This is a genomic window from Mesorhizobium sp. M8A.F.Ca.ET.161.01.1.1 (genome assembly GCF_004792105.1).
Classification (GTDB): Bacteria; Pseudomonadota; Alphaproteobacteria; order Rhizobiales; family Rhizobiaceae; genus Mesorhizobium.
This window is the reverse complement of sequence record NZ_SRTD01000029.1, coordinates 21016-44150: the sequence shown is the minus strand read 5'-3', so window position 1 is coordinate 44150 and position 23135 is coordinate 21016. Positions and strand designations below refer to the sequence as shown.

28 protein-coding genes and 1 pseudogene are annotated in these 23135 nt (G+C 60.2%); 15 read left to right on the top strand and 14 right to left on the bottom strand.

What is annotated here, in order from left to right; all coding sequences use genetic code 11:
• Together EN804_RS33435 and EN804_RS33430 are read right to left on the bottom strand one after the other, a co-directional pair.
• Positions 1 to 205 (bottom strand): annotated as a pseudogene (locus EN804_RS33435) (5-aminolevulinate synthase); the annotation flags it as partial.
• A gap of 136 nt (positions 206 to 341) precedes the next feature.
• Complete coding sequence (locus EN804_RS33430; RefSeq protein ID WP_127275550.1) at positions 342 to 1166, bottom strand: universal stress protein; 825 nt, start codon at positions 1164 to 1166, stop codon at positions 342 to 344.
• 214 nt (positions 1167 to 1380) lie between these two features.
• Here EN804_RS33430 and EN804_RS33425 point away from each other — a divergent pair, with 214 nt between their 5' ends.
• Both EN804_RS33425 and EN804_RS33420 read left to right on the top strand, forming a co-directional pair.
• Entirely contained in the window at positions 1381 to 1764 is a 384-nt protein-coding gene (locus EN804_RS33425; RefSeq protein WP_127873514.1) for a phasin family protein, read from the top strand.
• A gap of 76 nt (positions 1765 to 1840) precedes the next feature.
• On the top strand, positions 1841 to 2131 hold the full coding sequence (locus EN804_RS33420; protein ID WP_127275552.1) for a cytochrome c: 291 nt from the start codon (positions 1841 to 1843) through the stop codon (positions 2129 to 2131).
• A 99-nt stretch (positions 2132 to 2230) separates the two neighbouring features.
• Here EN804_RS33420 and EN804_RS33415 read toward each other — a convergent pair whose 3' ends face one another.
• Positions 2231 to 2470 (bottom strand): lipoyl domain-containing protein, encoded by a 240-nt coding sequence (locus EN804_RS33415; RefSeq protein WP_135922207.1) that lies wholly within the window; start codon positions 2468 to 2470, stop codon positions 2231 to 2233.
• Between the two features lie 34 nt (positions 2471 to 2504).
• Here EN804_RS33415 and EN804_RS37460 point away from each other — a divergent pair, with 34 nt between their 5' ends.
• Together EN804_RS37460 and EN804_RS33410 are read left to right on the top strand one after the other, a co-directional pair.
• Positions 2505 to 2759, top strand: coding sequence for a hypothetical protein (locus tag EN804_RS37460; protein ID WP_127873517.1), 255 nt, complete (start codon positions 2505 to 2507; stop codon positions 2757 to 2759).
• Positions 2760 to 2763: 4 nt separating this feature from the next.
• Positions 2764 to 2976: a hypothetical protein gene (locus EN804_RS33410; protein WP_127873540.1), complete on the top strand. Its 213-nt coding sequence runs from the start codon at positions 2764 to 2766 to the stop codon at positions 2974 to 2976.
• A 9-nt stretch (positions 2977 to 2985) separates the two neighbouring features.
• Here EN804_RS33410 and fixJ read toward each other — a convergent pair whose 3' ends face one another.
• A complete protein-coding gene (gene fixJ / locus EN804_RS33405) occupies positions 2986 to 3600 on the bottom strand; it encodes a response regulator FixJ (protein ID WP_127275555.1) in 615 nt (204 codons plus the stop codon).
• Complete coding sequence (locus EN804_RS33400; RefSeq protein ID WP_127873518.1) at positions 3587 to 5143, bottom strand: PAS domain S-box protein; 1557 nt, start codon at positions 5141 to 5143, stop codon at positions 3587 to 3589. The genes fixJ and EN804_RS33400 overlap by 14 nt, the downstream gene beginning before the upstream one ends.
• 187 nt (positions 5144 to 5330) lie before the next feature.
• Between EN804_RS33400 and EN804_RS33395 the strand changes: the two genes are divergently transcribed.
• The 4 genes from EN804_RS33395 (at position 5331) to EN804_RS33380 (ending at position 9796) form a co-directional block, all read left to right on the top strand.
• Positions 5331 to 6140: a universal stress protein gene (locus EN804_RS33395; RefSeq protein WP_167531550.1), complete on the top strand. Its 810-nt coding sequence runs from the start codon at positions 5331 to 5333 to the stop codon at positions 6138 to 6140.
• Complete coding sequence (mgtA, locus tag EN804_RS33390; RefSeq protein WP_246693524.1) at positions 6140 to 8758, top strand: magnesium-translocating P-type ATPase; 2619 nt, start codon at positions 6140 to 6142, stop codon at positions 8756 to 8758. Before EN804_RS33395 ends, mgtA begins: the two co-directional genes overlap by 1 nt.
• Before the next feature lie 113 nt (positions 8759 to 8871).
• Positions 8872 to 9141 (top strand): DUF6455 family protein, encoded by a 270-nt coding sequence (locus tag EN804_RS33385; RefSeq protein ID WP_127275558.1) that lies wholly within the window; start codon positions 8872 to 8874, stop codon positions 9139 to 9141.
• A 106-nt stretch (positions 9142 to 9247) separates the two neighbouring features.
• Positions 9248 to 9796, top strand: coding sequence for a hypothetical protein (locus EN804_RS33380; protein WP_135922205.1), 549 nt, complete (start codon positions 9248 to 9250; stop codon positions 9794 to 9796).
• Between the two features lie 76 nt (positions 9797 to 9872).
• Here EN804_RS33380 and EN804_RS33375 read toward each other — a convergent pair whose 3' ends face one another.
• The 3 genes from EN804_RS33375 to EN804_RS33365 form a co-directional block, all read right to left on the bottom strand.
• Positions 9873 to 10571: a CBS domain-containing protein gene (locus tag EN804_RS33375; protein WP_127873541.1), complete on the bottom strand. Its 699-nt coding sequence runs from the start codon at positions 10569 to 10571 to the stop codon at positions 9873 to 9875.
• 135 nt (positions 10572 to 10706) lie between these two features.
• A complete protein-coding gene (locus EN804_RS33370) occupies positions 10707 to 11246 on the bottom strand; it encodes a DUF2231 domain-containing protein (RefSeq protein WP_127275560.1) in 540 nt (179 codons plus the stop codon).
• A 43-nt stretch (positions 11247 to 11289) separates the two neighbouring features.
• The gene (locus EN804_RS33365) at positions 11290 to 11523 is read right to left on the bottom strand and encodes a hypothetical protein (RefSeq protein WP_127275561.1); all 234 of its coding nucleotides are present in this window, start codon (positions 11521 to 11523) and stop codon (positions 11290 to 11292) included.
• Between the two features lie 185 nt (positions 11524 to 11708).
• Between EN804_RS33365 and EN804_RS33360 the strand changes: the two genes are divergently transcribed.
• Genes EN804_RS33360 through EN804_RS33350 form a run of 3 tightly spaced genes read left to right on the top strand, consistent with a single transcriptional unit; the run spans position 11709 to position 13986 of the window.
• Positions 11709 to 11978 carry a hypothetical protein gene (locus EN804_RS33360; RefSeq protein ID WP_245464237.1) on the top strand — a complete coding sequence of 90 codons (270 nt, stop codon included), beginning with the start codon at positions 11709 to 11711 and terminating at the stop codon, positions 11976 to 11978.
• The gene (locus tag EN804_RS33355) at positions 11978 to 12643 is read left to right on the top strand and encodes a response regulator transcription factor (RefSeq protein ID WP_127275563.1); all 666 of its coding nucleotides are present in this window, start codon (positions 11978 to 11980) and stop codon (positions 12641 to 12643) included. The genes EN804_RS33360 and EN804_RS33355 overlap by 1 nt, the downstream gene beginning before the upstream one ends.
• Positions 12643 to 13986, top strand: coding sequence for a HAMP domain-containing sensor histidine kinase (locus EN804_RS33350; RefSeq protein ID WP_127873523.1), 1344 nt, complete (start codon positions 12643 to 12645; stop codon positions 13984 to 13986). The genes EN804_RS33355 and EN804_RS33350 overlap by 1 nt, the downstream gene beginning before the upstream one ends.
• Positions 13987 to 13993: 7 nt before the next feature.
• Here EN804_RS33350 and EN804_RS33345 read toward each other — a convergent pair whose 3' ends face one another.
• From EN804_RS33345 to EN804_RS33335, 3 genes are read right to left on the bottom strand one after another with little or no spacing between them, the layout of a single operon-like run.
• Complete coding sequence (locus EN804_RS33345; protein WP_135922204.1) at positions 13994 to 15505, bottom strand: RnfABCDGE type electron transport complex subunit D; 1512 nt, start codon at positions 15503 to 15505, stop codon at positions 13994 to 13996.
• Positions 15502 to 16224, bottom strand: coding sequence for an FAD:protein FMN transferase (locus tag EN804_RS33340; protein WP_245511969.1), 723 nt, complete (start codon positions 16222 to 16224; stop codon positions 15502 to 15504). Before EN804_RS33340 ends, EN804_RS33345 begins: the two co-directional genes overlap by 4 nt.
• A 25-nt stretch (positions 16225 to 16249) precedes the next feature.
• The gene (locus tag EN804_RS33335; RefSeq protein WP_135922203.1) at positions 16250 to 17011 is read right to left on the bottom strand and encodes an FMN-binding protein; all 762 of its coding nucleotides are present in this window, start codon (positions 17009 to 17011) and stop codon (positions 16250 to 16252) included.
• Between the two features lie 381 nt (positions 17012 to 17392).
• Between EN804_RS33335 and EN804_RS33325 the strand changes: the two genes are divergently transcribed.
• Positions 17393 to 18088, top strand: a complete 696-nt coding sequence (locus EN804_RS33325) for a VIT family protein (RefSeq protein WP_135922202.1) — start codon at positions 17393 to 17395, stop codon at positions 18086 to 18088.
• Positions 18089 to 18257: 169 nt separating this feature from the next.
• Entirely contained in the window at positions 18258 to 18473 is a 216-nt protein-coding gene (locus EN804_RS33320) for a DUF1858 domain-containing protein (RefSeq protein WP_135861739.1), read from the top strand.
• Between the two features lie 3 nt (positions 18474 to 18476).
• On the opposite strand, the gene EN804_RS33315 is transcribed toward EN804_RS33320, so the two are convergent.
• Positions 18477 to 19178: a Crp/Fnr family transcriptional regulator gene (locus tag EN804_RS33315; protein ID WP_135922201.1), complete on the bottom strand. Its 702-nt coding sequence runs from the start codon at positions 19176 to 19178 to the stop codon at positions 18477 to 18479.
• Positions 19179 to 19329: 151 nt separating this feature from the next.
• Here EN804_RS33315 and EN804_RS33310 point away from each other — a divergent pair, with 151 nt between their 5' ends.
• Complete coding sequence (locus tag EN804_RS33310; RefSeq protein WP_127275571.1) at positions 19330 to 19767, top strand: pseudoazurin; 438 nt, start codon at positions 19330 to 19332, stop codon at positions 19765 to 19767.
• 99 nt (positions 19768 to 19866) lie between these two features.
• On the top strand, positions 19867 to 21042 hold the full coding sequence (locus tag EN804_RS33305; protein ID WP_135922200.1) for an NnrS family protein: 1176 nt from the start codon (positions 19867 to 19869) through the stop codon (positions 21040 to 21042).
• 57 nt (positions 21043 to 21099) lie between these two features.
• Here EN804_RS33305 and EN804_RS33300 read toward each other — a convergent pair whose 3' ends face one another.
• A complete protein-coding gene (locus EN804_RS33300; protein ID WP_135922199.1) occupies positions 21100 to 21969 on the bottom strand; it encodes an SUMF1/EgtB/PvdO family nonheme iron enzyme in 870 nt (289 codons plus the stop codon).
• A gap of 53 nt (positions 21970 to 22022) precedes the next feature.
• Positions 22023 to 23129, bottom strand: coding sequence for a copper-containing nitrite reductase (gene nirK, locus EN804_RS33295; RefSeq protein WP_127275574.1), 1107 nt, complete (start codon positions 23127 to 23129; stop codon positions 22023 to 22025).
• Positions 23130 to 23135 lie beyond the last annotated feature (6 nt).

Genomic DNA, 23135 nt, shown 5'->3' with positions numbered 1-23135 from the left:
GGAACGCGGCGATGACGTCGGCGTGCTGGCCCATGCCAAGATAGTCGTTGGAGCACCAGACGGTGATTTCCTCGGCGCGGCCGTTGGAACGCCAGATGGCGCGCGGAAACTTGCCCGCGATGCGCTCGAGGTCGGCGAAGACGCGATAGCGACGCTCGGCATGGAGCTGGTCGATCGCGTCCTCGAAGAACCGCTGGTAATTCATGTCCGAATTTCCTTATTTGCTCGCGGTTGCGCTGCGGGCATCAGCTACACCGAACTTGGCAAGGTTAGACGTAACCGTTTGCGGAAGCGGAAGACCTTGATTTATGTCAAAACCACGATTTGGAGGTGTCACCTCCTCAGTTCGATATGAACCGATGCAATGATCCGCTGCGCAGCACAGAACGCGTCACGCCGCCAAAGGTCCTCTCCAGTACCCGGCTATGACCGTAGCCACCGAGAACGATGAGATCGGCCGCGATATCCTGTCCGATCTGGAGGAGGATTTCCGCCGGTTCGGAGCGGCACGCATCCAAGATTTCGGATCGCGCCTTCACACCGTGGCGCGTCAGAAAGAGTTCGACATCCGCTGCATTTTCCCTGGGTCCAGTATTCCCATTGTCCACGGTGGCGATCACGACATCCCTGGCGGTGATCAGGAAAGGCATAGCGTCGACGACGGCACGTCGCGCTTCCCGCGTGTCATTCCACGCAATCAGGATGCTTTCGGCTCTTATCGGCGCAAGGGGTTCCGATGCCACGAGTATCGGACGGCCCGCCGCAAGGATGAGACTTGCCGGATCAAGCACACGATGACGGTCGACCACCAGATCGGCCGTCGGCGGGCCAGCGAGGATCAAGTCGGCGGCACGCGCATTGAGCGCAAGTTGGCGCGTGGGATTGCCTACCTCTCCGCGCCACGAGGCACGATTGCTGCCGTTGACGATGCTCAGGAATTCCTCCCTCAGGCAGTCGAGGCGACCTTCTATCTCCTCTACCTGGCGCCACAACGCCTTGGTCGCGGCCTGGTCATCAGTGCTGGTTGGGAGGACAAAATGCGGCTCGGCGGCGCAGAAGCCGATCAGGTCGGCCTCGATCCGTTGAGCAAGATCCCACGCCATCGCGATGCGTGGCGCTGCGATTGCGTCCACGTCCAGTTGAACCATGATCGTCTTGAAAGCCATCGCGTCATTCCATCTGCGGTTGACGCGACTTGGCCATCAAATAGAGGCAAGCACCTTGATGCGGGTCAAACCGCAACGAGACCGGTTGGTGCCGGGTCGCTCGTACAGTCCGCAAGGTCAGAGGGTTGATCCTGATCAAGGACACGGCGACGAATGGCGTCAACGTTGCGCTGTGGAGATTATGTTCGCATGCCTCAGGATGGAGTAGTCGATAATGCACACTCAGCCCGAGCCATCCTCATTCGGCACACAATTGTTGCCGATTGCGGGAAATGGCCAGACGTTCTTCCTTGCTGCCGCGTCTCTTCAAGTCCACGCCTTCAAGGCGATGATGCGCTATAACGTCGAAACGCTGGCATTTCTGAAGCATCGTTGCGAACAGGACATCAAGCTGGCCGACGATCTCATCACCTGTCCGGAGTTCAATGACGCTTTCGACATCTTCTCTGCTTTTCTGCAGAATGCGACATCGCAATACGTCAGCGAAGCCGGCAAGGTCGCCGCACTGACCTCCAGGCTTGCTTCGGAAACGGCCAAACGGGTCCGCGAGGAAGCCAGAACCGCGATCGAGGACGCAGCGGCGAAGACAGTCGCGTAGATCGGCAATGCAGAGGTCGTCAGACATGAACAGCTTTTGTGGGCATCGTCGTCTGCCGGCTTCCGTCCTTGCACTGATGCTGCTCGGATATGTGCACCCAGCCCGTGCCGATAGCCTAACGGATCACGGGAAGGCGTTGGTGGAAGTCAATTGCGCCCGCTGCCACGCCATTGGAAAAACCGACAAGAGCAGTCATCCCGACGCCCCGGCGTTTCGCACCTTGTCAAAGCGCTATCCGATCACCGATCTCGAGGAAGCCCTCGCCGAGGGGATTTCGACGGGCCATCCGGACATGCCTGAGTGGATCGCCAGCCCCGACCAGATCGATGCAATAATCGCTTACATCAACACCTTGCAGAAACCGTGATCGGAGCTGCGGACGCAGCTGGCGACCAAGCCTGATGCTCTCCTTGAGGCTACAAGGGAGGAATGAGCGCAATCAACCCGGTGAGGCGTCCTCACCGGGCTAAGACTCCAGCGTTGCCAGAATCGAGCCTGGTTCGATGACGGTATTCGCGGTGGCGACAATCGTCGCGCGGCCACCTGCCGGCGCTACAATCTCGTGCAGCGCGTCTTCAACGCTAACTTCGGCTATTCGCTCGCCGGCCTTGATTGTGTCGCCGCTCGTAATGAACCAGCGCTCCAGGATGCCTTCCGGCAACATGCTGGAGGCCCACAGGGCTTCATCGGCCTTGATATAGTGCATCCCAATTCTCCCTATACCGTCTGATGATATGCGCTTGCGCAGCACGGTCCTTGATCCCGATCAATCGGCGTCCAGCGTCGCGATGGGCGCCGGATCAGGTATCAGCGCTGCGTTGGCAATCAATTGGGCTGCCCGCGCCATGCATGTGATTGGCACCGATGACGATATGGCGTCTGCCGCAGCAGCTATTAGCCAGATCAGCTCGACGCCCGGCAACGCGCATGCCTGTTCGGCGATTCCAGAAAATGATGCAGATCAATGCGCAACGCACCGTTTGCGAAGATTTTGATGCGATGTGGAAACCAATCCTAAGCGCTCCGTTTGGTCGCGATCTCGAACTCGCCGTCTTCGACGAAGACGGCGAGCACGCGCTTGTGTTTGCCTGCAGAAGGGTGACGGAGGGTTGGAAGAATGCTGCCAGCGGTGCCCGTGTCGACATCCGGCCGACCCACTGGCGCGATTGGGACTTGGAGCGGGCCCAGGTCGGAATTCGCAAACCCTCTTGAAAACTCTTCCTAGGGTCGGGATTCCACGATCAGCGCCATGCGCACAAGATGTGACAAGCTGCTTGCGCCCATTTTGCTCATGACATTGGCGCGATGGATCTCGACCGTGCGCGGGCTGATGCCCAGATCGTAGGCGATCGTCTTGTTAGGCAGACCCGAAACAAGTCCATCCAGCACCTGCCGCTCGCGCTCTGACAAGGCCGACAGACGCGTGCGGATATCCGCAGACTGGGGATGCGCCGCGTTTGCTTGGTTCCGATTGGCCAGCGCGGAGCGAATCGCTTCGATCAGCATTTCGTCGTCGAACGGCTTCTCGATGAAATCGGCAGCGCCTTCCTTCATTGCCTGAACGGCAAGCGCCACATCGGCATGGCCCGTCATGACAATGACGGGAATTGTATGCCCGCCCGCCCTGAGTTGCCGCAGGAACTCAATACCGTCTATGCCCGGCATGCGTACGTCGGTGACAATGCAGCCCTCGAGGTTGCCTTTTGCCGTCGAAAGAAATGCCGTGGCCGATTCGTGCAGGCGTACGGCGAAGTCCGCTGTGGCCAGAAGAAAACCGAGCGACTTGCGGACGTCGACATCGTCGTCGACCACGTGCACCAGATCACTGTCGGCCATTTGTGACCTCTTCCTTCTCTACGATGCGCAAGGTGAACCGGAAAGCGGTTCCGCCGGCCGGCGTTACCTCGGCCCATATATGGCCACCGTGCGATTCAACGATGGTACGGCAAATGGAAAGGCCAACACCCATGCCTTGCTTCTTGGTCGTTACGAACGGCTGGAAGAGCTGGGCCGAGACCTCCGGCGCGAGACCCGGACCTGTATCGATTACGCTTACCTCGGCCATCCCATCATCCCGGGCAACGGTTGTGACTTTCAATTCGCGTCGCGTCGCGTCCTGCATAGCCTCCACCGCGTTGCGCATCAGGTTGAGCAGAACCTGCTGAATCTGGATGCGATCGGTCAAGACCAGTTCGGCGGCAGGGTCAAGCTTGTAGCTGACAAGGAGATTTATCTCCCTCGCGCCGACCAGGGCCAGGGACGCGGCTTCCTCGATGAGAACCGGCAGTCGTTCGACCTGGCGCTCGCTTTCGCCCCTGGCCACAAAATCCCTCAGATGACGGATGACGTCGCCTGCTCGCAATGCCTGCTCAGCTGCCTTTTCGACAGCATCCCGAAGCATAGGCGCATTCTCGTCCTGGCTTTTCTCGAGCAGTCGACGACTGCCTTTGAGGTAGTTCGTGATCGCCGTCAGTGGCTGGTTGATCTCATGAGCAAGCGTCGAAGCCATTTCGCCGAGTGCTGTAAACCGCGCCATGTGCAGCAGTTCCTGCTGCTGCTCCTGGATTCTTGCTTCTGCCCGGTGGCGTTCGGTGAGGTCGCGGCAGAAGCCGGTAAAGAAACGTCCGGTTCCCGGATGCATCTCGCCGACGGAAAGCTCCATTGGGAATGTCGTGCCATCCTTGCGCGCGCCGGTAACGGTGCGGCCGAGTCCGATGATCCGGTGCTCTCCCGTCGTCAGATAGCGAAGCAGATAGGCATCATGCTCGTCGCGGTAGGGCGAGGGCATCAGCATTCTCACGTTTTGACCAATGACGTCGCTTGACTGATAGCCGAACAGCGTTTCGGCAGCGGTGCTGAAGGACTGGATCCGGCCCTGTTCGTCAATGACGACCATTGCGTCCGGCACTGTTGCCAGGATGGATCGCAAATGGTCCTCGCGCAGCCGAAGTGCGGCGTTTGCAAAGGAGAGTTCGCTGACATCCGTGCCTTCAATGAAGATCGCGGTGATACGGCCATCGTCAGCCTTGATCGGCTGATAGACAAAATCAAGGATGCGCTCTTCGACCGGGCCGTCGGCTGTGTTGCGAAGGCCAACCTTCACCCCGTGGCCCCTATAGGGCTCGCCGGTCGTGTAGACTTGGTCCAGATGGTCGAAAAACTCATATCCTTCGAGCTCGGGAAAGGCATCCTGCACGGACTTTCCGATCACTTGCCTGTTGCCGATCAATTGCTGGTAGGCGGCATTGGTCAGTTCGAAAACGTGACCTGGCTCGCGCATGAGCGCTATAAATCCCGGAGCCTGATCGAACATTCGCGACAGCAGTGATTTGAGTGTCGTCCCGCCGGGCGACAAACTGAGCGCTTCGTCTTTGATCACCTGAGGTTCCTGAGTTCGAGACGGTGCTACCGGGGCTAATTATCACTTCTCGCCGCTCACGCAAAACGGATCGAGCCGACGTTTTCGTGCGCAGGCGCAGTTGGCGATCTTTGACGCGCGTCAAGGCATTGGACGCTGGCGAATGCAATTCATCACGCATTCCATAGTTCAGCGAAAGGCGTCCGCAATGTCTTACAAGTCAATCATCGTCAACCTCGCCATCGATGCGCCTCCTGCACCTATTGTAAAGGTGGGGGTCGAACTCGCGGAACGGTTCGGAGCCTGTCTTATCGGCTTGGCGGCAGCCGATGTTCCGCCCTTGGTCGCGACCGGCCAAGGCATGGTCTACGAAGGCGAGATCATGCAGATCCAGCGAACAGAAATCGAAAAGCGGCTTGCCGAACTGCGTGCCGAGTTCGAGAGGCTGGTTCCTGCTTCGATCTTTAGCGAATGGGGCCAAGCTGTTTGCAGCCCGACCCGGTTCCTCAGCGTTTCGGCCAGAGCAGCCGACCTTATCGTTACCGGCCAGGCAGGAGACAATGTGTTTCGCGCCGTGGATGTCGGCAGTCTGACACTGGGCGCCGGGCGTCCGGTCCTGGTCGCCGCAACCAACGTCGAGCACGTCCTTGCAAAAACTGTTCTCGTAGCGTGGAAGGACACTAGGGAGGCTCGGCGAGCGATGGCTGACGCATTGCCTTTCCTGGCCAAAGCCAGCGAAGTCGTGATTGCCACGATCGACACCGAGCGCGACGAAAGCATTCGCGACAGCCTCGCCGATGTCGCGGTCTTTCTCGAGCACCATGGCATCAAGGCGCGAACCGAGCTGATCGCCGGTGAGGCTGATGGCGACCGGTTGCTGACATTCGCACGCTCGATCCATGCGGATCTCATCGTCTCGGGCGCCTATGGCCATAGCCGCTTGCGGGAATGGGCGTTCGGCGGCGTCACCCGCACGCTGATCGAAGAGAGCGGCATCAACCGCTTCATGTCGTATTGATGATAGGCGAAGCTGGCCAGCAATCCGTCTCGCCAGAGGACGGTGCCTATTGGTCGATCGAGACCAATGACCTCTTGTTAGGTCTTGAGACCTCAGTCTCGGGGCTTGCTTCGTCCGAAGCGGCATCGAGGCTCGCAAAATTCGGCCGAAACACACCCGCGTCGACGTCAGGCGCGTCGGCCCTGGCAGTGTTTGCCCGCCAGTTCCGCAGCCCGCTGGTCCTGATCCTCATTTTCGCGGCCTGCGTATCAGCCTTCGTCGGGGAGGGCCAGGAGGCTGCGATCATCGGCGCGATCGTGCTGGCAAGCTGCGTCCTGAGCTTCACCCAAGAGTACGGTGCGTCGCTGGCGACCGAAGCACTGAAACAGCGCATTTCGCGCAAGGCTATTGTGTTGCGCGATGGCGCCGAGTGCTCGGTCGCCGCCGAAGATATCGTGCCGGGCGACGTGATCCGGCTTTCGGCCGGAAACCTCATTCCCGCGGACGGTATCATTCTGGACGCGCGCGATTTCAATGTCAGCGAGGCTGTACTGACCGGCGAAACCTTTCCCGTCGTGAAGGCACCGGGGCGGTCGGCGCCCGAGGCCTCCATAGCACAGCGCAGCAATGCCGTTTTCACGGGCACGTCGGTCCGCAGCGGCACTGCAACCGTGCTTGCGGCAGCGACCGGCGCCAGCACTGAATTCGCATCGATCGCCGCCGCCCTGGAGCGACAAATCCCCGAAACAGGGTTTGCCCGGGGTATCAGGCTGTTTGGCTATCTGATGACCGAGATCATGCTGGCAATCGTCATCCTGGTGTTCTTCGCCAATCTGCTGCTGCATCGACCGCTGATTGAATCGCTGCTGTTTTCGCTGGCACTGGCGGTTGGTCTTACGCCCGAACTTCTCCCGGCCATCATCAGCGTGACGCTGGCTCGAGGGGCTCGCGCGATGGCAGCCAATGGCGTCATCGTGCGCCGTCTCGATGCCATCGAGAATCTGGGCAGCATGGATTTGCTGTGCACCGACAAGACGGGGACGCTGACGGAAGGCGTTATCCACCTGGATGGATGGCTCGATGTCGACGGCAATCCGTCAACCGATATCCTGCTCTGGGCACGTCTCAACGCGACCCTGCAGACCGGACTGAAGAACCCGCTGGACGAAGCAATCGCCGGTGCGCCGGGCGAAGGCGCATTATTGGCGGCCTTCACGAAAGTCGACGAAATCCCCTATGATTTCATTCGCAAGCGGCTATCCGTTGTGGTCCGGACCAAGGACGCCCAGAACCTTCTGATTACCAAAGGTGCCGTACAAAATGTCCTCGAAACCTGCAGCTTCGCCCGAGCAGCCACCGGGCTGGAACCCCTCGATGAAACGCACCGTGCGGCAATCGACGAAAAATTCCGGCGCTGGAGCGCGGACGGCTACCGCGTTCTGGGCCTGGCAATCCGTCAGTTCGAGAGCCAGAAAACGTTCAGCAGGAAAGACGAGATCGATCTCGCCTTCGCTGGCTTCCTGCTTTTCCTCGACCCTCCAAAGAAGGGCGTCAAGGAGACGCTTGCCGAGCTCGCCCACCGCGGCATCGCGGTAAAGGTCATTTCTGGCGACAACCGTTACGTTGCCGCGCATCTCGCCCAGGCGATCGGCTTGCGCGCCGACAGGATCATGACCGGCGAGGAGCTTTCGAAATTGACGAAGAGCGCGCTCTTCGCGGGCGTGCAGCACACCGACCTCTTCGTCGAGATCGACCCCAACCAGAAGGAGCGCATCGTTCAGGCCTTGCGGAGCAGGAGCCATGTCGTTGGTTACCTTGGCGACGGCATCAATGATGCGCCTGCCCTTCATGAGGCAGACATAGGCATCTCGGTCGACACCGCTGTCGATGTCGCGCGCGAGGCGGCCGATATCATCCTTCTCAAGCAGGACCTCGGCGTATTGGTGCGCGGCGTCGACGATGGCCGCAAGACCTTCGCGAATACGATGAAGTACATTTCAATCACCACCAGCGCCAATTTCGGCAACATGATCAGCATGGCTGTCGCCTCGCTGTTCCTGCCTTTCCTTCCGCTTCTTGCCAAGCAGATCCTGCTCAACAATTTCCTCTCTGACGTTCCTTCACTCGCCATTGCAAGCGACAACGTCGATCCCGACCAACTGCGCCGGCCTCGCCACTGGGATATCCGTTTTGTGCGGCGGTTCATGATCAGCTTTGGCCTGGTCAGTTCGCTGTTCGACTTCGCGACCTTCGTTTTCCTTCTGTTTTTTGCGCACGCCACGGAGGCCGCATTCCAGACCGCCTGGTTTGTCGAGTCGTTGCTGACGGAGCTTGCCATCGTGCTCATCGTGCGCACGCACAGGGCTTTCTGGGCGAGCCGTCCAAGCCCGTTGCTTGCCTGGCTTACATTGGCCGTCGGGATTATGGCGATCATGATCCCCTATCTGCCGTTTGCAGCCTGGTTCGGCTTCGTGCCACTGCCTCTGCCCGTACTTGTCGCGCTTGTCGCGATTACCGCACTCTACCTATGCGCCTCGGAGGCGACCAAGCGCTGGTTCTTCGGACAAGAGAGCCGGGCCCGCAAGAAGTTGCTTGCCGGTCAGCGGTCCTTTCTCGATCGCCTTGTGGCCAAGGTTTAGCGCCATGCTCCCTGTTTGGGGCTCAGGGATCGGCAACGATACCGCCTGTTGATCGAGATCAACGCCGCTTGCCGCCAACATGCCATGATGGCCAGCAGGCAGGAGTGATTACCATGACCTTTCTCGATTACCTGATTTCAGTTGATGCCAGAACCACCTTGATGGACCGCATGATGCGGAAGCTCGGCGTCGACAGACAGTTGAAAGTCGTAGCCGACCATGCCGCCGTCACCAGCAGGGCAGTGGATCGCTGCCGTTCCTGCGGACATCAGGATGAATGCTCGGTCTGGCTCGACGAACATCAGCAAGCCAATAACCCGCCAGACTATTGCCGCAACGGCGACCTGATCGCTCGACTGCAGCATGCGGCCGGCCAACGCTAGTCATTCGAGTACTCAGCCTGGACGATGTCGTGCTGCCGGTGTTTTGACAGAGTCAACGCAACCGAGTCTTGCAGTTGACAGGTTTGCATTCCACGGGACCAGGCAGTTGGACACCCTATTTTTTCTGGAAGCATTCCTGCTCTTTGTCGCACCAGGGCCAACCAACGCTCTTTTGCTGACAGGGTCGGTCAAGCGGGAGAAAGCGGTCAAGCTCTTGGCCGCTCAGGCATGCGGATACGGGATCGCATCCGCGTGCTGGTTTTCACTGCGTCCCTTCGTGTCGCCTGACGCCATTCAAATACTCGGGCTGGTAGCGGCCGGGTGGCTCGTCATTCTTGGCCTGCGTCTTACGGCAAGCGCCCGGATCAACGCTGCCAAAAGCGGCGACGCCATTTCTGTTGCGGTGACCAGTGCTCTCAATCCGAAGGCCTTCATCTATTGCCTGGCTATCGTGCCGATGAACATCGAACCGCGCGAACTGGGGATCTTCTGGATTGCGCTTCTGGTGATGACAGCTGCCAGCGGATCGGTGTGGCTTTTGCTGGGGCGGCGCTTCTGCGGAGGCAAAACACTGGCAGAAAAAGTTGCGGGCGCCGCGCTTCTTGCCTTTGCCCTGTTACTCCTTCGACCATTGATTCCCCTGGTCGCGCCCTAAGCGCGGCGAAGCCTTGGGCAACGACCAGCAACACAGAGAGGCAATGGTGCCTCGCTGCGGACCAATGTCAGCTCCGCTACGAAACAAGGACGACCGACACGGGATCGGCGCAGAAGAGATTGTCCTTGACAGCATTGACGCCGGCGACGTTTTCGGCCGCGACTGTCGCTGCCTGGCGCTCGCGTTCGTCGAAGATGGCGCCGCTCAGTGTCACCACACCCTTGTCCACCGTCACGTTGATCAAATCGTTGCCGGCCCATCTCTGCCTCGCAAGCTCGGTAGCGATGTTCTGCCGAATCTGTTCGTCATCGATGACCGTAGCGGCTCCATCCGGAAGGACGTCGAGCAATGCCCGCAGAAGATCAGAGCGGGTGATGATGCCAACGACTTTCCCAGCTTCGACGACCGGAATGCGTTTGACATGGTGACGCGTCATGAGCTCGACGACTTTCGCGAGTGATGCTGCAGGGGATGCCGTCACGACATCTTGCGACATCACCTCTTCAACCCGTCGACCATTGGCGCGGACATATTCGTCGGCGGCCTTTCCGGGGCTGACGAGAAACTCCAGCCAGCGCGAGCGCTTGCGCTCCGTGCCCAGTTCCCCGCGTCGCAGGAAATCGCCCTCGCTGACGATCCCCACCAGCCTGCCGTCGTTTCGAATGACGGGGAGGCCGCTGACCTTTTTGGAGAGCATCAACCCGGCAGCCTCGGCGATCGATGCGGACGGGTCTATGCCGACGACTGGCCTGCTCATTATGGCTTCGGCTTGCATGGTCGTTCTCCGGAGTTTTTCCAACCTCCGGCTTCTTAGATTGCACATGCACGAAGCGCCTTGATCTGAATCATTTTTCGGTCGAGGCAAATGGTCATCCAAAATTGCAACCTTGAATGACTGGGCGCGAACCGGTCAACCAGCGACCGCGGTCTTGGCGACGTTGACACCAAGTTCGTAGACAAGCAGCCCACCATAGTAGGCTGTCGCAGTGACCAGGAATGCACCGCAAATTTCGATCAAAGGAATGGCGATCGTTACAGCCCGCATGTCACGGTTCCGCATCCAAAGCGCGAACCGCACAAGTCCCCAGACCAGGAAGGCAAAGGCAGTGATACCTCCCAGGCTTTCGTGGATCTCCGCGATATCGCTGCTGAAGCCGGCCGCTTCGGCATGATCCAGGGCAAGACCTCCAAAGAACCAGGTCCCAATGGCGAACACTCCGGCAGACAGGGCTACGAAAGTAGAGATCGTACCGGCGCCAGATCTCTTGGTAACGGCGCTGCCGCCAACCAGCGCCACAAGGTCGATAGCCACAAGCATGTAGATCAGAACAATAGGGAAATGAACAAGAATTGGGTGGATATGTTGAATAGGGATCACGAAAACTCTCCAGAAATTGGCAAGGAGCTTGGATAATTTGCCGACTTTGCAGCGAGCCTTGGCCCACGACATTGGCAACCGTCATATGCGGTGGCGGCCACGCGCCGTGGGAGACCTAGTCGTTTTCGTCGGCCTCATCGCCTTGTTGGTCGTCACACGCATCGTCGCCACCCTTGATGGCTTTCGGGGTGGAGGCGTCCTGCATCGGGATGGCCTGCAGATCGATCGGACCGGATGGGACAACAGACGATGACGCCCCACATGATCCTTCGTCCGATTCAGCGGCCGCCGGCAGCGCGAAGATCGTGAGGCTTGCAAGTGCTGCAAGGACAAGCATGGAATTGCGCATGGTCTCGTATCCTTCTTGGCGCGGCCATGATTGGACGCGATGATGCCCTGATATGGTCCCCTTGCTTGCTGTGGGCTGAGGATAACTGACAGCAAATTGAAAGCTGCAACGTGCGACATGCCTTGCCGATGAAAAGACAATGGAAGCGTTTGGCGGTGCTGGTTCTCGCGGGACTTGTCTTGGCCATGCCTCTCGCTGCCCGTGCCGACGAGGACGATGACGGCGACCATGACCGGGCGCGGGATTTGTACGAACGCGGCGAAATCAAGGGCCTTGCCAATATACTGGACGTTGTCCGCACCAAGGCTCCCGGCGATGTTGTTGCGGTCGATCTCATCCGCAAGGCCGACAGATGGGTCTACCGTTTTCAGGTCGTGGGTGCCGATGGCCGGCGAAAGACCGTCGACGTCGACGCCGGTGCCGGTGTCATCATGCGCGATGGGGAGGGTGACTGATGAAGATCCTCCTGGCCGAAGACGAGCCCCGTATCGCTGCCGATATCGCGACCGCCCTCAAAGCATCGGGAATGGCGGTCGATATCGTAAAGGATGGTGAAGCTGCCTGGTTCGCAGGCGATGTCGAGAATTATGACGCCGCGATTCTGGATCTCGGCTTGCCCAAGCTCGATGGTCTTACGGTCTTGAAACGTTGGCGGGCGAATGCGCGCAGGTTCCCGGTTCTCATCCTGACCGCAAGAGGCATGTGGACCGAACGCGTCGACGGCATCAATTCCGGTGCCGACGACTATCTTCCCAAACCTTTTGAAATGGAAGAACTGCTCGCCCGGTTACGGGCAATCCTGCGTCGCTCGGCCGGGCAGGCGGCACCCGTGTTGAGGTCCGGGCCGTTGCTCTTGGACACACGCCAGATGCGCATTTCGCTTCGCGGCATTCCCGTTGCGCTTTCGCCGCTGGAATACCGGCTCCTGGCGTTTCTGATGCACCACGCCGGCCGGGTGGTGGCGCCGACCGAACTTGCCGAGCATTTGTACGATTCAGGCAACGACCGCGATCCGAACACGATCGAGGTGATCGTCGCGCGCCTGCGTCGCAAGCTCGGGAGCGACGTCATCGAAACGAGGCGCGGATTCGGGTATCTGATGCCCGACGATTCCCGCTGATGGGCAACTCGATCCGGTTCAGGCTCTGGTTGGCGGCAACGATCTCGATCCTGGTTGCTCTTGCCATCGCCGGCGTTGGATTGCGCTATCTGTTCGAACTTAACGTCGAGCGGCGCGTTGTCAGCGAGCTGACAGTCGACCTGAACGATCTTATTGGCGCGACCAATTTTGCCGCCGATGGCCGTCTTTCGGTCCAGGCGACCTTGGCCGACCCACGTTTCTCCATTCCCTTTTCCGGCCACTACTGGCAGGTGCAGGATACCGGATCCGGCAACCTTGTCCGCTCGCGTTCACTATGGGACGCGACGCTTGCCTTGCCTGATCGCGCAACCAACGGCGAATTCAGGGAGATCAAGGAATTCAAGGGGCCACAAGGGGAGCTCACCATCGCCGTCGAGCGCACGATCATCGACGCCAGTGGGCGATCGTTTCGCGCCGTCGTGGCGGAAGACCATCAAACGGTGAAGGAATCCGTCGATGGGTATGTCCGCGACCTTGCGCCAGCCCTTGTTCTGCTCGCCATTGCCCTCATGGCCGCCTTCTTCATCCAGATCACCGTCGGTCTTGCGCCTCTGGAGACCTTGCGGGTTTCGGTCAGAAACGTGATTGCGCAGCGATCAGCACGGCTCGATGTGGTGGCGCCGAGCGAGGTGCAGCCGCTCGCGGACGAAATCAATCGTCTTCTCGATGCCCAGGAGAAGGCGCTTGCGCGAGCCCGCTCGCGCGCCACCGATTTGGCGCATGGCCTCAAGACACCGCTGCAAGTGCTGTCGGCCGACATCCGGGCCTTGCGCAAGAAAGGCGAGACGGTTCTGGCTGACGAGATTGAAAAGAGCGCCGGAGCGATCCGGCGCCATGTCGAGCGGGAGCTCGCGCGAGCGCGCCTCGCCCCCGGCGTTTCCGGCAAGGCATCCTGCCTTGTGTCGGACGTCGCGGCTGGCGTCATTGCCGTCGTCAAACGGACACCAAGCGGCAAGCAGCTTTCTTTCAAGCTGGATATCGCGGAAGATTTGACGGCCCCAATCGACGAAGGCGACTTGTCAGAAGTTCTCGGCAATCTGGTCGAGAATGCCGCGCGCTATGCAAAATCCTCAGTCCGTGTCGGTGCATCCACTGCCTGGGACGAGGTGACCGTCAGTGTTGCTGATGATGGCCCAGGTATACCGGATGCCGATCGGGAGTCCGCGATGTCACGTGGTGTCCAGCTCGACAGCAAAGGAGGCAGCAGCGGTCTTGGCCTGGCCATCGTTTCCGACATCGTCGAAGCCTATGGCGGACGCCTTGCCATGGCTAACGCCGATCCGGGCCTTGTGGTGACCATTTCCTTGCCGCGACACAGTTGAGCCTGCTTCAGGCAAAACCCGGGAAATAGTCGACCTTTATCTTCGAGCGGCGAACGCCCATGGCCAGCAGTTTCTGGCGCAGCGCCTTGACCATCGCTTGCGGGCCGGAAATGTAGAAAGTGCGCTCGAGGTAGTCGGGTATGGCCAGACGGATCAGGCGCTCGTCGATATATCCGGGATATTGCCCGCGCTCGCCACCGTGCGCCACAGCGTGGATCGTCTTGATGCCAAGCTCCTGCCTGGCCGCGCCAAGCACGTCGCGATAAGCGATGTCCTGCTGTCTCTCTGTTGCGTAGAGGATGACGATCGGTCGCCACTCCTTGCGGTCGATGAGATATTGCAGCATCGAGCGGAACGGCGTGATGCCGATGCCTCCGGCCAGGAACGCGATCTTGGTTTCACGCCGGGCGGGCAGCGTGAAATTGCCGGCCAGTTGCGCGGCATGGATCGTGCTGCCTGGCTTCATGGTCATCAGCTCGCGCTTGAAGGCACTTGATTGCGGATAGAACTTGACGCCGAGGCGGACTGTTTCCTCCGTCGGCGCCGAGGCGACTGTGAAATAGCGGCGGTTGCCGCGATTGTCGGCACGATCGAGGCCAAGCGTCCATTCGAGGTACTGGCCGGCCTCGAATGCGAGCTTGCGTGGCGACCGGAAGACGAAGTCAAAACTGTCGACGGCCGATTGCTCAATGCGTTCCAAGGTCAGCACGAAGCGTGCCTTGGGGCCAGCCGCATAGGCAAACACGTTGCCGGCAAGCAGCGCCAGTTCCGGCGTGAAATAGAACGAGCCGATATGGATGTTGGGAGCAAACAGAAAGCCGACAATGGCGGCAAAGGCGATACGCGGCCAACGCATCGTCGGCGCGGTCAGCGGCTCGGTCAGCATCACGAAGGCAAAGAACAGCACCGGCGATGAACCCAGTGTCTCTGCAAGCGCGGTCCAGTATTGCGATGGGTCCGTGGTTGCCAGAATGGTCGCCAGCGCCACGACAACGAAGGTCGAGACAAGGTCAAGCCGGCGCAGTTTCCGGACAATGAGCATGCCGCCGACGAGCACGATCGGAAGCAATGGCAGATTGCCGCCCACCCACCAGGTGGCTGGCTGGTCGAGCAGCAGCGCGGACAGCGCCACGCCCAGCGCAGCCGGGTTGAAAAGGTGCTTCCGGCCGATGGCGAGAATGAATTTGGATGAAATCGCCCAGACGGATGTGAATACCACTGCCGCAATCCCCTTGATGTCCGTGACCGCAACCGGATCGAGGATAAGCGTCAGGATGAGCGCGGTGATGTAGACGGACTCGTTGTTGGCCGGAACTGCGAAGACATGCGCAAAAACCTTGTTGGTGATCCAGCAGGCGGCCAGCGCAAGCGTTGTGGTGAAGGCAAGCGCAATCGGATCGTGTGGCACCAGCTTGACGAAGCCGAGCACGAACGCTGCGCCGACCAGCGTCATCAGATAGTAGAGGACCAGCCTGTACATGGTCAGGTGATCGAGAAATCGGTCGATGGTCTTGATCATGGCAGGCAAAGGGCTCCGAACCCGGTTGTCGGCGTGGCGCGGCCATTGGCGTCGACGAGATAGCCTTCCAGGCCAGGCGTCTGCTCGATGAAGAGAATGCCGTCACGTCCCATGGCGAAGGCCGCGGTGGCGAAACGATCGGCTTCGAGCACATCGGCGCCGATCACGGTCAGGCTGACGATGTCCTGTATCTGACTGCCAATTCCATGCGGATTGTAGATGTGTTGACCGCGGACATAGGTGCCGGAGGTTGCGACGCCGCGACCGCGGGGATAGACGATCTTTATGATCTCGTCCGCATTGAAGGGATTGCGGATGCCGACGCTCCAGTCATGGCCCGATGCATTCTTGCCGCAGGACTGGATATCGCCTCCCGCCTCGATGAAGAAATCGCTGATGCCGGCTCGCTGAACAATCTCCGCTGCATTGCGAATGGCCCAGCCCTTCACGATGCCGGAAGGATCAAGCGACCCATCGGGCTTGCGAATATCGAAATATCCGTCCGTCTCGTCTTTCGTCTGTCGGGCGAGAGCGAACACTTCCATCATCTCGCCGCTCCAGTCGACGACCGGAACGTCGCCTCGGTTGATGGCCGTGATTTCACTGTCGGCCCGGTAGGTGCTGAAGCGCCGGTCGATGTGCTCGAAATAGCCGAAGACGGCTTCGATCAGTTCAGCATTCGACGCGCCGCCGAGGTCGACGGTAATGGGCATGCCCATCAAAATTCGCGTGTCGCGCATGGACCTACGACGACGCTTTCTTCAGCGCGCCGCGCAGCGACTGGATGAAAGCCCTGCTGGTTAGCGTCGCGCCCGAAATAATATCGACATCGGCGCTCTGGGCGCTGATCGCTTCGTCGCGCAGCATGGGGAGCGCCTGCCTGTTGATGTTGACGGAGGTGCGGCGGTCGGAGGGATATTTCAGCACTTTCAGCGCCGTCAGTTGCCCGCCCTGTACGAGGGCCTGAATCTGGATGATGCCGTAATAGGCATCGGCCGTCGGGCCGGTGTAGACGCCGTCGGCATAGCTCTTTGCGGCGAGCTTCATGCCCACCCGGACGACCCGTGCTGGTGCATCCGGATATGCCGGCCTCGGCTGCGGGACTGGTATGTAGACGGCGGGCGTAACGGCGAAGGAAGGCGCTGACGAGGCAGGATCGGCGACAGACGGCGCCACTGGCGCTGGGGACGGTTGTGGCGCCACCGGAACCACTGTCGGCTTGACTGGATCATTGGGGCGTTCGGCAGGCGCTCCTATGCCAGCTGTCGTTTCCCCGGAAATCGGGAACCTTGTTCTAAACCGGAGATCGAGGGGCGCCGGCGAGGTGCGAAGCAGCGGCAAAGCCGCAGCGGATGCGGGTTCTTTTGGCTGCACGGAAGGCGCTTCGGCCGCGTCGGCCGGCAGCGCCTCGCCGAGCATATCGTTTGCCGAATCCTTGCCGGCCTGATCCCAGACATAAACGCCCGAGGCGGCGATCACCAAAAGTGACAGGGCAATCTCTTTCATCGGAATTGTGCTTCCACATTGAACCTTGCAAACGCGACCCGTCTGGTCCGCTTCGGAGGCAATATCCCACAACCAAGCTGACAACTGGCTGTCAGCCGAGGTCGAACTGCGAGGGGACAGTGAAAGCTTGTCTTATGACTTTCGTTGCCGAAGGGTCGAGAATGGACCGCCGGGAGAGGGTGTCAGCCGGTAGATTGGCTTGTCCCAGATCAAGATTGCCGCATGAGCGGCGATGTAGGAAGGTTCTCTCAAACCAGGTAAACTGCCTATGATTGTTGCCAACAAGCCAGCCGGATACACCGGAACCCAGATATTGCTGCATTGGACAATTGCGGCGCTGGTCAGGATGCTGCGACCTGAACGGCGGGGCGCCGTGATATCATGAGCCGGCTGCACAATGAAAACCATCTTGTATCCCGCGTCGGCTGGTTGCGCGCTGCCGTGCTCGGCGCCAATGACGGCATCGTGTCGACGGCAAGCCTGATCGTCGGCGTGGCGGCAGCCGATGCCGCGGCCTCCAATGTTCTGGTGGCCGGCGTCGCCGGACTGGTCGCCGGTGCGATGTCGATGGCGGCAGGCGAGTATGTCTCGGTCAGTTCGCAGTCCGACACCGAACGAGCCGACCTTGCGCGTGAGAGAGAGGAATTGGCGACACAACCAGATTTCGAGCGGCAGGAACTTGCAGAGATCTATGTCAGACGAGGCGTCGAGCCGACCCTTGCCTCGCAGGTCGCCGACCAATTGATGGCGAAGGATGGGCTCGGCGCCCACGCTCGCGACGAACTCGGCATCTCCGAAGTCACCACGGCCAGACCAATCCAGGCCGCGCTGACCTCGGCGGCAGCATTTTCGGTTGGCGCGGCCATGCCTTTGGCGATGGTGCTTGTTTCGCCGGCCGCCTGGCTTGCCGCAACGGTGTCTGTTGCCTCACTCCTGTTCCTGGCGGTCCTGGGCGCCATCGGAGCCAAAGCCGGCGGAGCCAATGTGCTGAAAGCAACGGTTCGCGTCACCTTTTGGGGCACGGCGGCAATGGCGCTGACCGCAGGTATCGGCGCGCTCGTCGGTACTGCCATATGACGGCGCGGCAGCCATATCCGCTCCGATGGCTGCGAGTCCTTTTTCGTCACGCAAGATAGTATTGCCTCAAGACGTTTCAGCGCTGGTTCCATGAAGTTGCGAAAGCGCAACGAAGCCGTCCCCTGAGCGAACTATGACGAGGGCTTCGCAAATCGCGGAGGACTGCGTCGTGAAGAAACCCAGGTCTATCACTCCCAATACGGTGGTTGACGAGATGATGAGGAAATGGCCGGCAAGCGTGACCGTGCTGCTCAGCTACAGGATGCTTTGTGTCGGCTGTCCGATCGGCACGTTCCACACCGTGGCCGAGGCGTGCCATGAGCACTGCGTGGATGAGGCGCGTTTCCTGGCCGATCTGGACGCGACTATCCGGGGCGAACGGTGATCGTCAGTGTTTGCCCGGGTTCTCGGCGAGAACCACAAGGCGATGGGCATCCTTGACCGTGACTTTCTGGCGGCCGCTGGCGATTATTCCGATGTCTTCCCACCTGCTGAGCACCCGGCTGACGGTGTGCAGCGTCGTGCCTGTCATCTCGGCGATGTCCTGTCTCGAAATCGGGAAGTCGATTTCGATACCGCTTTCGGTCTTTCGGCCGGTCTGGTTTGCCAGCCGCAACAAGGCATGCGCGATCCTTTGCTCGACCTGTTCGGTCGACATCTCCACCACCCGCGTCTGGGTCTCCTGCAGCCGGGTACCGACGGTTCTGTAGGTGGTTGCCCCAAATGCCGGGAATCGTCGCGCCATCTCCGCCCACAGAGCGTTGGGCCACGTCAGTACCACGCAGTCGACGGCCGCGAGGGCGCTGGCGGGATAGGTCGTTCGGCCGAGCGCCGCGGCGACACCAAAGATTTCGCCTTCACTGATGTATCTGGCAATGACCTGTTGTCCGTCCGGCGTAGTGCGAACGACGCGGATATGGCCAGAAATCAGCACAAAAAACGAATGAGCCTCTGTCTCCTGCTCGAAGATCGTGGATTCCTTGGCATAGCGTGACGACCGTGCGCTTCGCAGGATTTCGCTTTGTTCTTCCGCAGTCATCCCCTGGAAGAGCGGCAGCTGCGATATCAGAGATCGGTCCAGAGCAGCCAAACGTATCTCCTCACGACCCCAAGACACCGCGCCAGCACAGTGCCAACCATTCTTATCGCGAGTTTGCGCCAGCGCAAATTGTTCGCGGGGGCATCAGGCTAAATGAGAGGGAACGGCGCAACGCCGCGAACATGAGACAAAGGACAATTCGATGAAACGCACTATCTTCGCCGCCGCAATCTCCCTTCTCGCGCTCGCTGGCGGCGCAAGCGCCGAAGAGCACGTCGTGCAGATGCTCAACAAGGGCGAAAAGGGCGCAATGGTTTTCCAGCCGGCTTTCGTCAAGGCCGCACCCGGCGACACCGTCAAGTTCGTGCCGACCGACAAGAGCCACGACGCCGAGTCGATCAAGGGCATGATCCCGGATGGCGCCGAGCCTTTCAAGGGCAAGCCCAGTGAGGAAATCACCGTCACGCTGACCAAGGAGGGTGTCTATGGCGTCAAATGCGCGCCCCACTACGGCATGGGCATGGTCGCGATGATCGTCGTCGGCAAGCCGGTCAATCTCGATACCGCGAAAGCGGTCAAGCATCCTGGCAAGGCAAAGACGGTGTTCGCGGATCTGTTCACCCAGATTCCCGCCAACTGATCGGCATGAGATAGCCTGCCTGCCACAAACGGGCGGGCATGGGCCGGACGGACCGAGGGCGGCGGTTCATCCGGCCCTGTTCATTTCAGGATGTAGGTCATGGCAATTCCACGTCTGCGGGACTATTCCGGTCCGGCTTTTCTCTCCTATGGGTTCAGACCCTTCTTCTTTCTCGGGTCGCTTTATGCGGGGCTCTCCATTCTGCTCTGGCTGCCGATGTATGCGGGCGGCCTCGAAGCCCATAGTGTGTTTGTTCCGGTCGACTGGCATGTCCACGAGATGCTGTTCGGCTATCTGCCGGCGATCGTGACCGGGTTTCTGCTGACAGCCATCCCCAACTGGACCGGCCGGCTTCCCGTGCAAGGACTGCCGCTGCTGGCGCTGGTCGTCCTATGGCTTGCCGGCCGCGCCGCTGTCTTCTTCTCGGCAGACATTGGCTGGGAAGCAGCAGCTATGGTCGATGGCTCATTTCTGCTTGCGGTGGCTGCCGCGGCAGCCCGCGAAATCGTCGCGGGACGCAACTGGCGAAACCTCAAGGTGCTGCTGCCGCTCGTCGTGCTGGCGTCCGCGAACGGCGCGTTCCACATCGAGGCCCATGTTGAGGGCGTGTCGGACATCAGCCGAAGACTCGGCATGGCTGCGGCGATCCTGCTCATCTCGCTGATCGGCGGGCGAATTATTCCGAGCTTCACACGCAACTGGCTCGTGCGCGAAAATCCCGGCAGGCTGCCGGCGCCATTTGACCGATTCGACATCGCTTCGATAGCCATCTCGGCCATCGCATTGGCAACATGGACGTTCGCCCCCGACAGCGCCACCTCAGGAACGCTCATGGCCATTGCCGCAACCTGCCAGGCGTGGCGTTTGTCGCGCTGGGCTGGCGAGCGCACCTTGCCGGATCCGCTGGTGCTCATGCTCCATCTTGCATACGCCTTTGTGCCGATCGGTCTCGCCTTGGTTTCGGCGGCGATTTTCTTTCCTGTTATCGTGCCGGCCGCTGCAGGGCTCCACGCGCTTGGAGCTGGTGCGGTCGGCGCCATGACGCTTGCTGTCATGACCCGCGCGACGCTCGGGCACACCGGCCGAGAGCTGAAGGCTGGAAAAGGCGCCTTGTTTATCTTCGTAGCCATCCTTCTCGCGGGATTATTGAGAATTCTGGCCGCCTTCGTCCCCTATGGCGCGGTAATCGACATGGCGGGCGTCGCATGGGTCGCGGCATTTGCCGGCTTCATCCTGGTCTATGGGATGGCATTGATGACGCCCAAGGCGCGGTGAGGCGGCAGAGCAGGCGACCCCCAAGACGAGAACGGAGCGGAGCTATTCCTGATTTTGTCAGCCGAAGCTGAGGTGGGCGAGGATACGGCCCACCCACCCCCGATGGTCCAAGACCAACCTGAACCCCAGATTGTCGGGAGGCAAACCAACGGCGCAACCTCCGCTTTTCCCGTCGCTGACGAAATTCGACATATAGGCTCTGTGCAGGCCTTCCAGGACGTGAACCCCGCAATTGTTGACCGAGCTCGCAACATCGCTGCCGTCTTCGGCGAGCGTCGTGCGGACATAGCAGGTTGAAGTCCACTCCCAGACGTTGCCGGAAAAGTCGGCAAGACCGCGCGAATTCAGTCCGAAAGAGCCGCGGCTCCTGGGCAACGGGTCCGGTTTGCGATTGAGTTCGACCTCCGCCTGATAGCTGGTCAGCCAACGCCTGGCGGGGTTGTTGGCATCGTTTTCGACACCCTCGAATTCGCCAGCGAACCGCTCGGCTGCCGCAAGGGCCCATTCTTCGTCGGATGGCAACCGCCACTGACTGCCGGTTGCTTCAGTATACCACCGGGCGTAGGCAACGGCGTCGAGGTAACTCACGCCGGTTGCGGGTGCGTCACGCGGGACTGAGCGGGTTTCCTCCGCCGGCCGACAGGCGCCGGCCGACACACAAGCTGCGTAATCGGCCGCGCTGACTTGGTACGCCATGATCTCCAGGGGGCCTTCCAGGTGCCGCTCAACCTTGGGATTGGCCTGAGGGCGTCCGTCCTTAAGATACTCGCCCGGCATCGGATAGACGATCGAATGGGGATCAATGCTGATCGTCCTGGCAACGGCGTCGGGCGGCCGATGACCGCCGGCTGCCTGCATCGAGAGCCCAACCGGCAAGGCTAAGGCTGCCACAGCGATCGGAACGAGCTTCATTATGAGAGGCGGCATGTGTTTTCTCCATGCCCGGAGAGTGTCTCTGTCCGGGCATATCGGAGTGCCGTTCAATTGGTGGCGATGGGTTTGGGCGCTTCGACCTGCGTCATCAAGTCGTCATCCCACTCGCCCTCGACCTTGAAATGAGCGGTGGCTCCAAGTTCAACGGCCTCGATCAGATTGTGGTTGACGTAGGCGTAGACGCCCGGTTGCAGGAAGGTGTAGAGCGCCGAGCCGGCAGAACCGCCACGGATGAACCATGTCTCAAGATCCTTGGACGGCGGGTTGGCGAATTTGCCCTGTTCCCAGACGTAATCGCCGTGGCCGCCGATCAGGTGCGGCCGCGTATCGCGGTTGGCCTGTGAATGGACGATAAGCACCGTTTCGCCGACCTTCGACTTCATGGCGTTGTCGCCGGTCAGGGATCCGACCTTGCCGTTGAACACCACATGCGTCGGAACGAGACCGCGCATGACCTTGACGGTGTCGTCGTAGCCGTCGCCGGCGGATTCGTAGCTCTTGAAATTGCCCTTCTCGTCGCGCGGAATATAGAAATCACTCTCGCCGATGTAGAAGATCTTGTCGTACTTGACCGGTTCGCCCTTGTCGTTCCTGAGCCCGTCACGCGGCAGCACCATGATGGCGCCGTTCATGCCGGAAACGACATGCCATGGGATCATCGCGCCCCCAGGTGCGCAGTGATAGACAAACGTTCCCGTCCGCGTCGCCTTGAAGCGAAGGGTCACCTGTTCACCGGGATTGATCAAGGTCAAGCCGCCGCCACCCAGCGCGCCGGTAGCCGCGTGGAAATCGATATTGTGGGCTAGCGAGTTGGTATCGGGATTGATGAGCGTCAGCTCGATATAGTCGTCCTGATGCACGACCATCAGTGGGCCAGGGATCGAGCCGTTGTAGGTCATCGCATTGAGCTTCGTGCCTTCGGCATCGATGACGACAGGCTTTTCCTCGATCGTCATGGTAAATTCGACGATCTTCGGACCGCCCTTGGCGATCTGATCATGCGGATGCACGAACGGTGGTGCTACGAGCGTGATCTTCTCGCGGGGCAGCCCGCGAATCTCTGCCTTTGTAACCGTGGCCGACAATGCGGGCAGTGCTGCAACAGCAACAGCGCCAAGCGCGGCTCCAAAGAGGGCTTCGCGTCGCGTAATCATGTCAAT

What these genes read in the sequence shown, in the direction of transcription:
- EN804_RS33335 (WP_135922203.1), bottom strand. Translation starts at nt 17,011, where the DNA reads ATGAAAGAGATTGCCCTGTCACTTTTGGTGATCGCCGCCTCGGGCGTT.
- EN804_RS33300 (WP_135922199.1), bottom strand. Translation starts at nt 21,969, where the DNA reads ATGCCGCCTCTCATAATGAAGCTCGTTCCGATCGCTGTGGCAGCCTTA.
- EN804_RS33395 (WP_167531550.1), top strand. Translation starts at nt 5,331, where the DNA reads ATGTCTTACAAGTCAATCATCGTCAACCTCGCCATCGATGCGCCTCCT.
- EN804_RS33425 (WP_127873514.1), top strand. Translation starts at nt 1,381, where the DNA reads ATGCACACTCAGCCCGAGCCATCCTCATTCGGCACACAATTGTTGCCG.
- EN804_RS33310 (WP_127275571.1), top strand. Translation starts at nt 19,330, where the DNA reads ATGAAACGCACTATCTTCGCCGCCGCAATCTCCCTTCTCGCGCTCGCT.
- EN804_RS33385 (WP_127275558.1), top strand. Translation starts at nt 8,872, where the DNA reads ATGACCTTTCTCGATTACCTGATTTCAGTTGATGCCAGAACCACCTTG.
- mgtA (WP_246693524.1), top strand. Translation starts at nt 6,140, where the DNA reads ATGATAGGCGAAGCTGGCCAGCAATCCGTCTCGCCAGAGGACGGTGCC.
- EN804_RS33355 (WP_127275563.1), top strand. Translation starts at nt 11,978, where the DNA reads ATGAAGATCCTCCTGGCCGAAGACGAGCCCCGTATCGCTGCCGATATC.
- EN804_RS33415 (WP_135922207.1), bottom strand. Translation starts at nt 2,470, where the DNA reads ATGCACTATATCAAGGCCGATGAAGCCCTGTGGGCCTCCAGCATGTTG.
- EN804_RS33340 (WP_245511969.1), bottom strand. Translation starts at nt 16,224, where the DNA reads ATGGGCATGCCCATTACCGTCGACCTCGGCGGCGCGTCGAATGCTGAA.
- EN804_RS33305 (WP_135922200.1), top strand. Translation starts at nt 19,867, where the DNA reads ATGGCAATTCCACGTCTGCGGGACTATTCCGGTCCGGCTTTTCTCTCC.
- EN804_RS33410 (WP_127873540.1), top strand. Translation starts at nt 2,764, where the DNA reads ATGTGGAAACCAATCCTAAGCGCTCCGTTTGGTCGCGATCTCGAACTC.
- EN804_RS33420 (WP_127275552.1), top strand. Translation starts at nt 1,841, where the DNA reads ATGCTGCTCGGATATGTGCACCCAGCCCGTGCCGATAGCCTAACGGAT.
- EN804_RS33350 (WP_127873523.1), top strand. Translation starts at nt 12,643, where the DNA reads ATGGGCAACTCGATCCGGTTCAGGCTCTGGTTGGCGGCAACGATCTCG.
- EN804_RS33360 (WP_245464237.1), top strand. Translation starts at nt 11,709, where the DNA reads ATGCCTCTCGCTGCCCGTGCCGACGAGGACGATGACGGCGACCATGAC.
- EN804_RS33375 (WP_127873541.1), bottom strand. Translation starts at nt 10,571, where the DNA reads ATGCAAGCCGAAGCCATAATGAGCAGGCCAGTCGTCGGCATAGACCCG.
- EN804_RS33370 (WP_127275560.1), bottom strand. Translation starts at nt 11,246, where the DNA reads ATGTCGTGGGCCAAGGCTCGCTGCAAAGTCGGCAAATTATCCAAGCTC.
- fixJ (WP_127275555.1), bottom strand. Translation starts at nt 3,600, where the DNA reads ATGGCCGACAGTGATCTGGTGCACGTGGTCGACGACGATGTCGACGTC.
- EN804_RS33430 (WP_127275550.1), bottom strand. Translation starts at nt 1,166, where the DNA reads ATGGCTTTCAAGACGATCATGGTTCAACTGGACGTGGACGCAATCGCA.
- nirK (WP_127275574.1), bottom strand. Translation starts at nt 23,129, where the DNA reads ATGATTACGCGACGCGAAGCCCTCTTTGGAGCCGCGCTTGGCGCTGTT.
- EN804_RS33365 (WP_127275561.1), bottom strand. Translation starts at nt 11,523, where the DNA reads ATGCGCAATTCCATGCTTGTCCTTGCAGCACTTGCAAGCCTCACGATC.
- EN804_RS33345 (WP_135922204.1), bottom strand. Translation starts at nt 15,505, where the DNA reads ATGATCAAGACCATCGACCGATTTCTCGATCACCTGACCATGTACAGG.
- EN804_RS33325 (WP_135922202.1), top strand. Translation starts at nt 17,393, where the DNA reads ATGAGCCGGCTGCACAATGAAAACCATCTTGTATCCCGCGTCGGCTGG.